We start from the raw sequence: 13,368 nt of genomic DNA, 5'->3' as shown, positions 1-13,368 counted from the left end.
CTACGCGATGCCGGGGCACGTCGCCGCGCGGATGGCGAACGTGCGGCGGCCCGCGTCGACGTCGCGATGGCCTGTGGCGATGACGGTCCCGTCGGGCAACGCGTCGACGGCGATGAGCGCTTCCGAGCCCGGAACTCGCGGACCATCGACGATCGCCCACCCCTGCCCGTCGAACCGCATCACGAGCGCCCGGCTCGTCCCGACGTCCGCGACCACGGCGCCGACGGCCCAGACGTCCTGCTCGCCGACCGCCGCCACCGAGGAGAGCCGGCCGGGCGGCCGGGCGTCCTCGTCCTCCACCCACGTGGACCCGTCGAACCGAAGGATCGAATCTCCGACCGCCCACCCATCGTCGGACGACAGCGGCTCGATCGCCTGGATCGTGCCCCGGGCGTCCGATTCCATCCTGGACCACGCCTCGCCGTCGAATCGGATCATCAGGGGGCGGTTGTGAAGGTATCCGGCGGCCCAAACGTCGTCGGATGCGAGCGCGTCGATGTCGAGGAGCGCGCTTCGGCCGACACCGTCGGCGCGACCGGCGTCGACGTCCGCCCACAAGGTACCGTCCCAATGAAGCAGGAGCGCACGCTCCGTCAACGCGTCGGGGGAGCCGCTGTACCCGACGGCCCAGATGTCGTCGGGCCCGATCACGGCGACGCCGGTCAGGCGGCCGCTCAGCTCTTCGGGAAGTTCGACGGCTTCCCACTGGATGCCGTCGAACCGCATCGCGAGCGGCCGATCGCCGAACTCGTCCGCCGATCGCCCCACCGCCCACACGTCGCTCGTTCCCGACGCGTCGACGTCGAGGAGTTCGTTCGTCTCGGCCGCCGGATTCGGGCCCTCCTCGGCCGTCCATGCGCTGCCGTCCCACCGTTCGATCAACGCGAACGCTGGCTCGGCCGGGTCACCGGACCCGCCGACCGACCAGGCGTCCGTTCCCGCGATCGCGACGACGCCGAGGAGCGCATTCGAAACGTCGTTCGGATCGGCGGCCTGCACGAGCTCCCATGTCGGTGCACACGCGGGCGCTGTGGCGGAGGGTTCGCCGCTCGGCGTCGGAGTCGGTTCGAGGAGATCGTCTTCGGAGGCGCCGACCACGACAGCCGAACCGATCACGAGCGTGACGAGGCCCGCGACGACGCCGTTGATCAGCGCGCGCAGCCGTACAGGATCGGTCACGGACGCCGCACTCCGCGAACGCTGATCGGCTTGCTGGTGCGAGACACCGCCCGATAACCTCGGGCGTCTGTGGGCGCGTTCGAACGCGACGTCGTCATCGTGGGTGGAGGCCACAACGGCCTTGCTTGCGCAGCCTACCTTGCGAAGGCGGGGCTGGATGTCGTCGTCGTCGAGAAGCGCGAGGTGGTCGGCGGCGCCGCGACGACAGAAGAGCCGTGGCCCGGCTATCGCGTGTCGAGCGCGTCGTACGTCGTCTCGCTCATGCCGCCGCGGATCGTTCGGGAGCTGGACTTGAAGCGACACGGGTACGAGGTGTCGATCGTCACCCCCGACTACTTTGTCCCCTTCCCGGATGGAACGTCGCTCACCCTGTGGGGCGACGTGTCACGCGACTCAGCGGCCATCGCGGCCTTCTCCGAACGCGACGCGAGCGCGTACGTGGAATTCGATCGCTACTTCGATCATGCGGCCCGCCTGCTCAAGGACTTGATGTTCGTCGTGCCGCCGAACATCAACGTCCGTGAGCTGCCCAAGTGGGCCGCCACCGCCGGCAAGTTCCGCAAGTGGAGCGGGCGAGACGTCCACGAGGTCGTCCGGCTGTTCACGATGAGCGCGGCGGACTTTCTCGACGAGTGGTTCGAGGACGAACGTGTGAAGGGCGCATTGGCGACGCAGGCCATCATCGGCGCGTGGGCCGGACCGATGACGCCGGGATCAGCGTACGTGCTGATGCACCACTGGATCGGCGAGATCGACGGGCACGCCGGGGCGTGGGGATGGGTGAAGGGCGGCATGGGCGGCGTCTCGCAGGCGATGGCGCGCTCCGCCGAGTCCGCCGGCGCGGAGATCCGTACCGGCGCCGAGGTCGACCGCATCGCGATCAACGCCAGCGGCCGAGCCGTCGGCGTCGCTCTCTTGGACGGAACCCTGATCCGCTCGCAACGCATCGTGTCGTCGGCGCATCCGGTCACGACGTACCTGTCCTTGATCGGTACGGAACGACTTCCCGGCGACGTCGTTCGTGACGTCGAGCGCTATCGGACGCGCTCGGGCTCGGTGAAGCTGAACGTCGCGCTCTCGGAGCTGCCGGAGTTCCCGAGCTGGGAGCACGAGACGAGCCTGCACCGAGGACTCGTGGCGATCTCTCCGTCGATCGAGTACCTGGAACGGGCATGGGACGACGCGAAGTACGGACGGATGAGCGAGCACCCGTACGTCGAAGTGGTCTTCCCGACCGCCCACGAGCCGAAGGGACTCGCTCCCGACGGAAAGCACCTGATGCTCGGGTTCGCCCAGTACGGGCCGTACGACCTCGCCGAGGGATCGTGGAACGACGGCGGCCGAGACGAGTTCGCCCGACGAGTCTTCGATGGACTCGGTGAGTACGCGCCGAAGCTGAAGGACTCGATCGAACGGGTCGAGGTGCTCGCGCCGAAGGACATCGAGGACCGGTTCGGACTCGTCGGCGGCAACATCATGCAGGGCGAGCTCACGCCCGATCAGCTCTTCGGGTTCCGACCGATCACGGGATATGGCGACTACCGAACGCCGGTCGGCGGCATGTACCTGTGCGGTTCGGGGACGCACCCGGGCGGCGGCGTGATGGGCATTCCGGGCCGGAACGCAGCGAGCGTGGTGCTGCGCGATCACAAACGCGGTGAGTTCGTCGACCGCATCAAGAACATCGGACGCTGATCGCATGGACATCGGGCGCGGCGGCCGCTGAGAGATGCTTGCCGAGCTCGCGGACGCGGTTCGCTCTCGGCGCGTCTCGGCGTTCGAGCTCGTAACCGAGTCGCTGGCACGCATCGAGCGCCGCAATCCTGCTTTGAATGCCGTCACCCTCGTCCGCGGCGAGCAGGCGCTCGAGGAAGCACGGGTCCTCGACGAGCGAGGCGCGGACGGATCGCTCGCCGGCGTCCCGCTCCTCGTCAAGGACAGCACGGACGCTGCGGGTCTCGTGACGACGTTCGGATCGCGAACGATGCTCGACCGTCTTCCCGCCGAACGCAGCGAGATCACCGTGGAGCGGATGCTCGACGCCGGAGCGGTCATCGTGGGCCGAACGAACATTCCGGAGTTCGCGTTCGAGGGGTGGACGTGGAACGACGTGTACGGCGTGACCGGGAACCCATGGGGGCTCGAATGGTCGCCCGGCGGATCGTCGGGCGGGTCGGGTGCGGCACTCGCGGCCGGACTCGCGCCGATCGCCACGGGGACCGACGGCGGCGGGTCGATCCGGACGCCCGCGTCGTTCTGCGGCCTCGTGGGCCTGAAGCCGACGGCTGGTCTGATCGGGCGCCGTCCGATCCCGTCGTGGCTCGACGTGTCCACGCAGGGCCCGATGGGAGTCTCGGTCGCGGACGTCAAATTGCTGCTCGACGTGATGCGCGGGCCGGTCGAGGGCGACCCGACCGCCGCGGCCACCTGGACGCCTGCCGGCGGGATGCCGAGCCGAGTCTTCGCGGTGCCGCGGACGTGGGACTGGGGGCCGCTACCCGCGGAGGTCGAGGGGCCCTACCGGCTGGCCCTCGAGTCCGTCGAGCATGACCTCGGGCTTCCCGTCGAGGAGCTCACGCCGCCGGCCCTGTTCCCCACGGCGATCGCCAACGGCGGCCAGCCGGCGCGAGACTGGTACGTCACCGTCATCGTCGAGGAGCTCCACTGGCTGGGGCGCGAATGGGTGCAGGAGCACTTGGACGAGTTCAGCGCGCCGTTCCGCGGCGAGATGGAGGACGCGCTCACGACGCCGATCGATCGGTACATGGCGGCGCGCCACCGACGGTACGACTACGCCAGCGACCTCGATCGCCTGCTCGGCGGCGACGCCGTCCTTGTCTGTCCGACGCACGGGTACCAGGGATGGATGGCCGACGGGATGCTTCCGGGCACGAACGAGCCCGTCGGGTCAGAGGGCTACAACACCAGCGAGTTCAACATGAGCGGTCACCCGTCGCTCGCGATCCCCGCGGGGATGTGCTCGAACGGCCTCCCGTTCGGCCTCGAGGTGAACGGGCCGCGCTGGCGCGACGACATGGTCCTCGCGTTCGCCGATGCGTGGGAGCGCAAACGGCCCTGGCCCCTCTCGGCCCCGGGGTACGAGCCCTTCCCGGTCCCGTAGCGTTCCGGCGTCGGCTTCACTCGGCGGCGGGGTACCCGCCGGACTCGTCGTGCGTCTCGTCGCCGACCAGTGCCGGGGCGAACACGCAGACGAGCGTCGCTCTCTCGAGCGCGCTCACCGTGTGCTTGTCGTGACGGTCGAGCGCGTAGACCGTGCCGGGTCGGACGACGTGCCGCTCGCCGGTGTCGAGGTTGTGGATCTCGAGCGCACCCTCCAGGCAGAGACACGCCTCCAGATGGTTGCGGTACTGGAGCTCGGCGCGAAATCCCTCCTCGACCGTGGTGTGCGTGATCGTGAAGCCCATGCCGTCGGTGCGCGTGAGCATGCGAAGGCTGCGCCAACCGTCGCCCCGCGCATCGGCTCTGGTCCCTTCGACCTGAGATGTCTGTCGAACGATCACGACGGGCTCCTCTCGCTCGCGGCGAGGGCGCGACCCTACGTCAGCCATCGTCCTGATGAGAATCTGAGGCCAGATACAGCAGCCGATTGACACAGCGGTAGCAAAGCGCGGCTCCACACTGCGCCTCATCGCAGAACGCGCACACGTCGATGTCGCGGCCACATTCCACGCACGCCAGAAGGGTGACCTCGGGTGGACTCCCAATTGATTTGAGGGTCATCTCTCGCTCCCCTTCGACCGCTGGATCTCCGATGTAGAGCGCTGGGCATCTTCCCTGAGGAGTAGCCCGACCAGCTTGCCATCCGCGGTGGTGATGGGCGCGTTCACGAGGTCGTGCTTGGTCATGTACTCGGTCATCTCCGCGATCGCAACGTAGGTCCGGAAGGTGCTTGGTCCCGGCCGCATGGCTTGCTCGATAGCGAGACTCGCATCGCTTTCGAGCTCCCTCTCGCGAAGCAGACCCAGAACAACAGAGTGCTCGTTGACCACGACACACGCCTTCCATCCCGCAGACCGAACGCGGTCACGCACGTCGCCGAGGCGGTCGCCGAGCCCGCACGTGGGCACGTCCTTCCTGGCTACGTCGGCCGCTCTGGGGAGCTGTGCGTTCGTCCCCTCGGTCGGCAGACCCGCGGCAAGCCAGTCGAGCTTGCCATGAACGTAGTCCGAGACGTCGGCAAAGCCAAGCGCTTCGAGCCGCCACGCGGCTCGTGGGCTGAGGTCTCAGGCCGAGTCCCAGCAGTACACGACCACCGGGCGATCCCGATCGAGGATCTCCTTGGCCTGCGCATCGACGAGCCTCAGGGGGATGTTGATCGCTCCGGGCAGATGGTCTTCCTGGTACTCCGAAGGCGGCAAGACCTCGACGAGCTGCGCGCCCTCTGCGACGAGGCGTTGAACATCTTCGCGGTCGATCTCACTCGGCACGGTTCTCCTCCCTCTGGCCGTTTTTGTCGGCAAAGCTAGCCGGTCATCACCCTCAATGGGACGGACTCTTGAAACACAACCGCGAGCCGAGGTATGACCCCACGATCCGACGTCGACGCACGCGACCGGCCACAACCCTGAACCGAGAGGTCGATTTCCCATCCGTTCCGGCGTCGTCCATCCTCAGCGTGACCGCCGACGAGATGCGCGAGGCCGACCGCGTCGCCGTCGAGGATTTCGACCTCCTTTTGATCCAGATGATGGAGAACGCGGGCGCGCACCTTGCGGAGCTCGTCGTCCGACGGTTCCGACCGGAGAGCGTCGCGGTGCTGTGCGGGGTAGGCGGCAACGGTGCCGGCGGGCTCGTGGCGGCGCGACACCTCGCCAATCGCGGCGTCATCGTTCACGTGACGCTCGCCGAGGATGCGAGCAGGCTCGGTGAGGTTCCGGGACATCAGCTGACGATCCTGGAACGGATGGAGGTCCCAGTTGCTTCGCAGCCCGTAACGGCTGACCTCATCGTCGACGCGTTGATCGGTTACTCGCTTCGCGGAGATCCACGACATAGGACGGCGGATCTGATCCGGTGGGCGAACGAACCTGAAACGCCGGTGTGCGCGCTGGACGTGCCGAGCGGTCTCGACGCGACGACCGGCGACGTCCGCGAGCCATGCATCCGGGCAACGGCAACGCTCACGCTGGCGCTGCCGAAGACGGGGCTCGCCACGGCTTCCGATGTGGTCGGTGAGCTTTATCTCGCCGACATCTCGATCCCGTCCGCTGTGTACGCGGCGCTCGGGATGAAGGTCCGCCTGATATTCGGTGCGAGTGCCATCGTGCGGCTCACGTGAGGCCAACACATCGTCGGCCCAGGGCGTCGGCTGCTGGCGCGGACGTCGCGGGGAGAACTGTCCGTGTCCGGACAGTTCTGTCACGCGAATCGGCGGCCGGAGGAAAGATGAACCGTTCCTCGACCTGTGAAGGAGGCTAAGCCGAATGGCGAACGTCTGCGCCAAGTGCGGGATGGAGTTCGACACGCCGGAGCAGCTGCGGGAGCACGAGAGGTCCGAGCACGGCGCCGCCACAGGCGGTAGCCGCAAGGCCATCTGCCCCACGTGCGGCATGGAGTTCGAATCGCAGGAAGAGCTCGACGCGCACGCGAAGTCGGCGCACGAGGCGTGATCACATCCGTTCTCGCGAGGGGCGGGTCAGTCAACAGGCTGCGAGGAAATCGTTCAGGCTGCGAGCCGCGGCTCGTGCCGCTGTGCCTCGCCGCGCGCCAAGGTTGAGCCTCGCGCAGCGGCCCACACGCCAAGGACCAGCCCGAAGATGGCGTGCTCGACTGAGAAGGTGCCCCAGCCGACCACGCTCGGCATCTCCTCGATCGGACGGCCACCGCCGACGATCGCCGCGGTCAGCGGCAGCGTCACCCAGCTCATGAACAACATGATCGCAAGTCCGAGAGCGATCCCCGCCGCGACGAGCGGCGCAGCGCCTCGCAGGCCGGTTGCGCGAGCCAGCGCAAAGAAGACAGCTCCCCAGAACGCGCCCGAGATCACGTGTATCGTCAGACCGAGGAACGCCGGTCCCGCGTCGAATGTGAACGAGTTGCTCCCGGCGGCAGCGTCCATCGACGTCATCATCGGATCGCCGCCGGCGAGCGGCGACGCGATGTGGTACAGCGGCGTGAAGAACCCCGTCCCCTGATATGTGGCGGCCGCGAACATCGCGAACATCCCCATGACGATCGCGGCGACGAGACCCGCCACGGTTCCGATGAGAATGGTTCGTCCCCAGCCTTCATTCCACGTCGTTCGAGCATTCGTGTGCTTGGTCTCAGCCGCCATCGCACTTCACCTCCGTAACCAGTCTTGCCCCCAGGTGCTTCTCTCGGCGCGAGAGTGTCGGGCGACGGACAGAACACGCTCTGATGGGGATGGTCGACAGTTGTGGAGGGCCCGACCGGTCCACAGTCGAGGCCGCTGAATGCTACGAACCGGCACGCGTCCCATGGTTCGCGAAGCTGCATGGGTGGCTCGTTGCGTCGGACGTGGAGATTGGGCTCCGTTGGCGAACGACGATCTCGAGGAGCTCGCCACCCGTATGTCCGTACGGACGTATGAGCCCGGAACGCAGCTGTTCGCCCAGGGGCAGTCACCCAACGGTGTGTTCATCGTGCGCGACGGCCGCGTCGAGCTCGTATGGCGCGGCCCGATGCGTCGCCGGCTGATCGTGCAGATCCTTCACCCAGGGGACGTCGAGGGAGACATCGGCATCATCCTGTCGATGCCGCCCCCGTATTCCGCACGGGCTCTGGACGTGGTCGACGCTCTCGTGATCACGCCGGCCGACCTGGACCGACTCCTAGCGACGCGACCGCAGGTGTCTCGGAGGTGGCTTTCGAGCGTGGCAGCCCGTTTGGTGCACGCGCAACGGCGGATCCTTCAGCTCCAGGACCGTGACGTCCAAGGGAAGGTCGCCCTGCTCCTGCTCGACGAGGAGCGCGACGGCGCGGTGGAGCTTCCCCAGGAGTCGCTCGCGGCACTCCTCGCCGTTCGGCGGCAGACTGTGAACTCTGTGCTCCGCGAGTTCGAGCGCGCTGGCTTGGTGCGGATCTCCTACCGACTGGTGCGGATCGAGGATCGGCTAGGCCTCGAGGGGGTCGCCGGGCGTCCCTCCACGGATGCGCCGGGCGCTTGAGCGTCCCTCGGCCCCGACGCTCGGGAAGCATCGGAGCGCCCGGATCGTTGCAAATCAGGCGGAATCCGAAAGAGGGAGGTTGGTGTGAGCGACGCCGCAGGGATCATCCAGTTGGTCGGCCGGATCCTGTTTGCGGCCTACTTCATCTATTCCGGTGCGGGGTTCCACGTGCGTATGTCGAAGATGGCCGAGGACTACTCCCGCTCGACGGGCTTCCCCGTGGCGGGCATCGCCGGCTGGCCCACGGGGATCTGGCTGGTCGCCGGCGCGCTCTCGGTCGCGCTAGGCGTCTGGCCCGACATCGGCGCGCTGATGATCGCCGCGTTCGCCATCGTCGCGGCGGCGTACTTCCACCGCTTCTGGGAAGTCGACGATCCGATGCAGAAGCAGACCCAGTCGCAGCTGTTCGGGCGCAATCTCATCATCGTCGGTGCCTGCCTCGTGATGTTCGCGTTCTTCACATCGGCCGGCGACGCCCTTCGCTACACGATCACCGGCCCCGCGTTCACCTTCTGAACCCGATGCTGTTGCCGGTGGACCCGGCCGCGAGGTCCCACCGGAACGCTGCAAGCTCCGAGGCGACTCGACGGGCGAACCTGGACGCGTGCGGATCCCGGGGTTGCTGTCAGAGGTCAGGATCGAGCGGTGCACGCGCGCACACCATGACCTAGCCGGCCCCACTGACCTTGCCGAGCTCGCGAGTCAGTTCACCCTAAGGAGCCCGGACGAGGCAGGCCATAGCACGGGACACGCCAAGCCGAGTCGGCGCATCAGCGTGCCAGATCAGGCGATCCGCTCGACGATCACCTCGGCGACCGGCGCGTTCACGTCCCAGCCATGCACCTCGGGCAGGAGGTCGGATCCGCCGGCGATCCCGTCGTGGTGATGGATCACGCCGCCTTCGGCGAGCGCGGGGTTGCTGGTGCCGGTGCCGGGCTCGCCGGAGCTCACTCCGACCAGGGCCTGACACGGAGGCACGATGTCGGCGAAGTCTTCGGTGTTGTTCTCGGTCCCGGCGTCATAGCCGACGGTCGCCGCGGTGACCTGGTCGCCGATGTGCGCGGGGAGCTTGAGGGAATCCAGGCCCGTGAACCCGTCGTTGGTGCAGATCAACATCGACACCCACGAAAGTCGATGGGCACCGAGCTCGCCGGAGATCTCGAAGGTGACCGAGTCGGGGAACAGGGCCGATCCGGGAAGTCCCTCAGGAACGATCGGCATGCCGCCCACGAAGACCTCCGACACGCGACCCGCGGCCTCGAGCGACTCGGCGAGGGGCGCGAGGTTCCCGTTCTCCGCGATCTCCTTGACGCCGAAGCTCGCGGGCGCGCCGATGGTGAAGACATCGGCGCTCGCGTTGTGGGTCGCGAACAGGACAGGGGTAAGCGGCTGCCCGGCAGTAAGGTTTGTGACCGTGACCCGATAGGTGCGGAGATCGACCGGCGCTCCAGCCGACGGTGTCGCCAGGGCACCGACTAGAAGAAGTGCAGGGATCACGACTCGGAACGTCTGGCGGATACTGCGCATACCCATCCCCTCCCATACGAACGACGGCGGCGTTCGCCGTCCTTGGTCGATCGTAGGTAGGCGAGCCTTACGGTTGTCTTGCGTGAATCGGAACTCCTTGGAACATCTTCGCGTGAGGGCGGACGCACGCACTATCACTGGACCTGGGCTCACGTTCTGACCGTTATCGCGGCCCGAGCTTGTAGCCCAGGCGGCGCGGGAGCGTCGCGACGAATCGCGTGAGCGCTCCTGCGCGACGCCCCGCGTCCTCGAGGTCGTCCTTGCGGCGGATCGCCGCGTTGACGGCGAACATGCCGGGCGAGCGGACCATCTCCGGCGGGAAGCGCTTCGGTTTCCTGGTTACGACGGCCAGCCGGGTGAACCCGTCGTTCGCGTGCAGCGCCAGCGCCGCGAGGATCTTTCCGCCGAGGTACGACGGGCCAACGCCGTTGCCGGTGTAGCCGAGCCCGTAGTGCACGTTGCCCGAACGCATCGTGCCGTAGAACGGCATCGTCAATCCGGAGACGTTGATCGGGCCACCCCATGCCGCCTCGATCGGCACATCGGCGAAGTTCGGAAACATCCGAACGAGATCGTGCGCGACCCGACGCGCGTACCGCTCGACGTAGTCGTAACGATCGTCGATGCGCCGCGCGAGGTTCGGCTGCAGCCCTCCCATGCCGAAGGCGATCCGCCCGTCGGCCGTCGTTCGCAGGTAGTGGAGCGACGAGCGCTCGTCGTAGATCGACTCACCGCCGGTCCAGCCGAGCCCCTCGATCCGTTCCGGGGCGGGAGCCGTTACGACGATGTACGACCCGCGAACGGTGAGTCGCGGCTTGAACTCCCTCCACCAGGTGGCCCACGCGCCGAGCGCGACTACCGCCTCCCCGGCCGTCACGGTTCCCCTCGGGGTCTCGGCCACCGCCGGCCTACCTGTCCGGAATCGCGTCACCGGCGTTCCCTCGAAGATCCGAACTCCCTGTTCGATCAGGACCCGGCGGAGTCCTCGCGCCAGTCGCGCCGGTTGAACGGTGCCCGCGTCGGGCATGAACACGGCCGAGCGGAACGTCGGCGACGCGCAACGCTTCTGCATGTCGTCTGGCGATAGCACCTCGAACTCGTGGTCGACCCCCAGCCGCCGCGCGACGTCGAGGAGCTCGCCCCATCCGCGTTCGTGGTTCGGGTTCGTCGCCACGCCGAGGCACCCGGCGTACCGGAACCACGCGTCGACGCCGTGGCGATCGCACCACTGCCCGATCTCCGTGGGGGAGCGTCCACCCGCCATCAGCAGCTCCATGGCATCGGCGTCGCCGTAGGTCCCGGCGACGTCCTCGATGTGGCTCCACCAGCCGTCGCAGAACCCGCCGTTGCGGCCACTCGGCCCGCCGCCGCAGATGTCGGCCTCGAGGAGGACGACGTCGACGTCGGGCTGTCGTTCCTTCAGGAAGTACGCGGTCCACATTCCCGTGTACCCGCCGCCGAGGATGACGACGTCTGCCTTGGTGTCGCCACGGAGTGGCGGCGTATCGGGCCCGACGAACTCGGGGTGCGAGAGGGCCTCCTCCATCCACCACGACCTTCGGGCTGGACGTGGCGCCTGCTTCACGAACCCTCCTCTCGTCGGGCGCTGCTAAGGTTCGAGCCCATTCTGGCGCACGAGTCGGGAGGTCATCCTTCGATGGGTCCGGCTGAACGCCCCCGTAGCCGCGAGGTCACCGACGGTCCTGAGCGCGCGCCCGCGCGCGCGATGCTGCGCGCCGTCGGTTTCTCCGAGGACGACTTCGGCAAGCCGCAGGTCGGTGTGGCGTCGAGTTGGAACGAGGTGACGCCCTGCAATTATCACCTCGACAAGCTTGCGGCGCTGGCGAAGGAAGGCGTTCGGCAGGGGAACGCCGTACCGCTCGAGTTCACGACGATCGCGGTGTCCGACGGCATCGCGATGGGGCACGAGGGGATGAAGGCCTCGCTCGTCAGCCGTGACGTGATCGCCGATTCGGTCGAGCTCGTGATGCACGCCGAACGGATGGACGCGCTCGTCGGCATCGCCGGGTGCGACAAGTCCGAGCCCGGCATGTTGATGGCGATGGCGCGGCTCAACCTTCCGTCGGTCTATCTGTACGGCGGGACGATCCTTCCCGGCACCTACCACGGACGCGACATCACGATCCAGGACGTGTTCGAGGCGGTCGGCGCGCACTCGAAGGGCACGATGACCGACGAGGAGCTCCTCGGCGTGGAGCGTGCGGCCTGCCCGACAACGGGATCGTGCGCCGGCATGTACACGGCGAACACGATGGCGGCCGCCGCAGAAGCGCTCGGGATGTCGCTTCCCGGGGCTGCGTCTCCTCCGGCGGTCGACTACCGGCGCGAGGTGTTCGCGCGGGAATCGGGCATCGCGGTGACCAATCTGCTCGAGGCGAGGATCCGACCCCGCGACATCCTGACCAAGGAAGCGTTCGAGAACGCCATCGCGGTGGTGATGGCGTTGGCCGGCTCGACGAATGCTGTCCTGCACCTGATCGCGATCGCGCACGAGGCGGGCGTCGAGCTGGGACTGGACGACTTCGAGCGGATCTCACGCGTGGTCCCACACCTTGTCGACGTTCGGCCGGCGGGGAAGTTCGTCATGAGCGACCTCGACCGCGTCGGCGGCGTGCAGGTTGTGACGAAGGAGCTGTTGGACGCCGGCTTGCTGAACGGTGACTGCCTCACCGTCACGGGCGCGACCCTCGCCGAGAACCTCGCGGCGATGGACGTGCGTGCCCCGGACGGCACCGTCGTACACCCCCCGTCGGACGCGATCCATCGCGATGGCGGGATCGCGGTCCTGTACGGCTCGCTCGCACCGGAGGGTTCGGTCATGAAGATCGCCGGCGCGGCGTCGCTCGAGTTCCGCGGGCGGGCCCGCGCGTTCGACTCCGAGCAGGGCGCGTTCGACGCCGTGACGAGCGGGGCGATCGTTCCCGGCGACGTGATGGTGATCCGATACGAAGGCCCGAAGGGATCGCCCGGCATGCCGGAGATGCTCGCGGTGACCGCCGCCGTCGCCGGGGCGGGGCTCGGCGCGGAGGTCGCTCTGATCACCGACGGCAGGTTCAGCGGCGCATCGAAGGGATACAGCGTTGGCCACATCTCGCCGGAGGCGTTCGTCGGCGGTCCGATCGCGCTCGTGCGCGACGGTGACGAGATCGTGATCGATGCGGCGAACCGAACGCTCGACCTCGTCGTCGACGCCGCCGAGCTCGAACGCAGGCGGGCAGGATGGAAGGCTCCCAATCCGCGCTACACGTCGGGTGCGCTCGCGAAGTACGCGCGACTCGTCGGCTCCGCTTCACGCGGCGCGGTGACCTGGTAGGACGTTCCCGCTAATCGACGAGGGCTTCGAACGTTCTCCGCGACTCCGCCAGCCGCTCGGCGAGCGTCCGCGCGAGCCATCGGTGCAGCGCCGTTGCGAGCTCGGGGTTCTCGGCCTCGATCCGATCGATCGCCGCCGTGGTGAGGCGAAGGACGACGACCGGCGTCTCGGCGACGACGT

General features: G+C 67.9%; 14 protein-coding genes. 7 read left to right on the top strand and 7 right to left on the bottom strand.

The genetic code is table 11. The annotated features are described in order from the left end of the window. Entirely contained in the window at positions 1–1,179 is a 1,179-nt protein-coding gene (locus tag VFA08_12790; protein ID HYZ14463.1) for a hypothetical protein, read from the bottom strand. A gap of 69 nt (positions 1,180–1,248) precedes the next feature. On the opposite strand from VFA08_12790, the gene VFA08_12785 reads away from it, so the two are divergent. Further along, positions 1,249–2,874 (top strand): NAD(P)/FAD-dependent oxidoreductase, encoded by a 1,626-nt coding sequence (locus tag VFA08_12785; protein HYZ14462.1) that lies wholly within the window; start codon positions 1,249–1,251, stop codon positions 2,872–2,874. 34 nt (positions 2,875–2,908) lie between these two features. After that, complete coding sequence (locus VFA08_12780; GenBank protein ID HYZ14461.1) at positions 2,909–4,300, top strand: amidase; 1,392 nt, start codon at positions 2,909–2,911, stop codon at positions 4,298–4,300. Between the two features lie 16 nt (positions 4,301–4,316). Here the strand turns inward: VFA08_12780 and VFA08_12775 are convergent, their stop codons facing one another. The 3 genes from VFA08_12775 to VFA08_12765 form a co-directional block, all read right to left on the bottom strand. Continuing rightward, positions 4,317–4,700: an ectoine synthase gene (locus VFA08_12775; protein ID HYZ14460.1), complete on the bottom strand. Its 384-nt coding sequence runs from the start codon at positions 4,698–4,700 to the stop codon at positions 4,317–4,319. A gap of 216 nt (positions 4,701–4,916) precedes the next feature. Further along, positions 4,917–5,327 (bottom strand): CBS domain-containing protein, encoded by a 411-nt coding sequence (locus VFA08_12770; GenBank protein ID HYZ14459.1) that lies wholly within the window; start codon positions 5,325–5,327, stop codon positions 4,917–4,919. A gap of 96 nt (positions 5,328–5,423) precedes the next feature. Continuing rightward, entirely contained in the window at positions 5,424–5,627 is a 204-nt protein-coding gene (locus VFA08_12765; GenBank protein HYZ14458.1) for a rhodanese-like domain-containing protein, read from the bottom strand. A gap of 188 nt (positions 5,628–5,815) precedes the next feature. Between VFA08_12765 and VFA08_12760 the strand changes: the two genes are divergently transcribed. After that, entirely contained in the window at positions 5,816–6,478 is a 663-nt protein-coding gene (locus tag VFA08_12760) for an NAD(P)H-hydrate epimerase (protein HYZ14457.1), read from the top strand. A 145-nt stretch (positions 6,479–6,623) separates the two neighbouring features. Further along, complete coding sequence (locus VFA08_12755) at positions 6,624–6,809, top strand: C2H2-type zinc finger protein (GenBank protein ID HYZ14456.1); 186 nt, start codon at positions 6,624–6,626, stop codon at positions 6,807–6,809. 53 nt (positions 6,810–6,862) lie between these two features. Here VFA08_12755 and VFA08_12750 read toward each other — a convergent pair whose 3' ends face one another. Next, positions 6,863–7,474, bottom strand: coding sequence for a hypothetical protein (locus VFA08_12750; GenBank protein HYZ14455.1), 612 nt, complete (start codon positions 7,472–7,474; stop codon positions 6,863–6,865). A gap of 220 nt (positions 7,475–7,694) precedes the next feature. On the opposite strand from VFA08_12750, the gene VFA08_12745 reads away from it, so the two are divergent. Both VFA08_12745 and VFA08_12740 read left to right on the top strand, forming a co-directional pair. Continuing rightward, positions 7,695–8,327, top strand: a complete 633-nt coding sequence (locus VFA08_12745) for a Crp/Fnr family transcriptional regulator (protein ID HYZ14454.1) — start codon at positions 7,695–7,697, stop codon at positions 8,325–8,327. An 84-nt stretch (positions 8,328–8,411) separates the two neighbouring features. Beyond that, on the top strand, positions 8,412–8,843 hold the full coding sequence (locus VFA08_12740; GenBank protein ID HYZ14453.1) for a DoxX family protein: 432 nt from the start codon (positions 8,412–8,414) through the stop codon (positions 8,841–8,843). A gap of 267 nt (positions 8,844–9,110) precedes the next feature. Here the strand turns inward: VFA08_12740 and VFA08_12735 are convergent, their stop codons facing one another. Next, complete coding sequence (locus VFA08_12735; GenBank protein HYZ14452.1) at positions 9,111–9,854, bottom strand: spondin domain-containing protein; 744 nt, start codon at positions 9,852–9,854, stop codon at positions 9,111–9,113. A gap of 163 nt (positions 9,855–10,017) precedes the next feature. After that, complete coding sequence (locus tag VFA08_12730; protein ID HYZ14451.1) at positions 10,018–11,400, bottom strand: FAD-dependent oxidoreductase; 1,383 nt, start codon at positions 11,398–11,400, stop codon at positions 10,018–10,020. Between the two features lie 111 nt (positions 11,401–11,511). Between VFA08_12730 and ilvD the strand changes: the two genes are divergently transcribed. After that, the gene (gene ilvD / locus VFA08_12725; protein HYZ14450.1) at positions 11,512–13,188 is read left to right on the top strand and encodes a dihydroxy-acid dehydratase; all 1,677 of its coding nucleotides are present in this window, start codon (positions 11,512–11,514) and stop codon (positions 13,186–13,188) included. The last annotated feature ends 180 nt before the right edge of the window (positions 13,189–13,368 follow it).

The organism is Actinomycetota bacterium (assembly GCA_035640355.1).
Lineage (GTDB): Bacteria > Actinomycetota > UBA4738 > UBA4738 > HRBIN12 > CALGFI01.
The sequence above is the reverse complement of the archived record's forward strand: the minus strand, read 5'-3'. Positions and strand labels throughout refer to the sequence as shown.

What these genes read in the sequence shown, in the direction of transcription:
- VFA08_12780 (HYZ14461.1), top strand. Translation starts at nt 2,909, where the DNA reads ATGCTTGCCGAGCTCGCGGACGCGGTTCGCTCTCGGCGCGTCTCGGCG.
- VFA08_12755 (HYZ14456.1), top strand. Translation starts at nt 6,624, where the DNA reads ATGGCGAACGTCTGCGCCAAGTGCGGGATGGAGTTCGACACGCCGGAG.
- VFA08_12750 (HYZ14455.1), bottom strand. Translation starts at nt 7,474, where the DNA reads ATGGCGGCTGAGACCAAGCACACGAATGCTCGAACGACGTGGAATGAA.
- VFA08_12735 (HYZ14452.1), bottom strand. Translation starts at nt 9,854, where the DNA reads ATGCGCAGTATCCGCCAGACGTTCCGAGTCGTGATCCCTGCACTTCTT.
- VFA08_12730 (HYZ14451.1), bottom strand. Translation starts at nt 11,400, where the DNA reads ATGGAGGAGGCCCTCTCGCACCCCGAGTTCGTCGGGCCCGATACGCCG.
- ilvD (HYZ14450.1), top strand. Translation starts at nt 11,512, where the DNA reads ATGGGTCCGGCTGAACGCCCCCGTAGCCGCGAGGTCACCGACGGTCCT.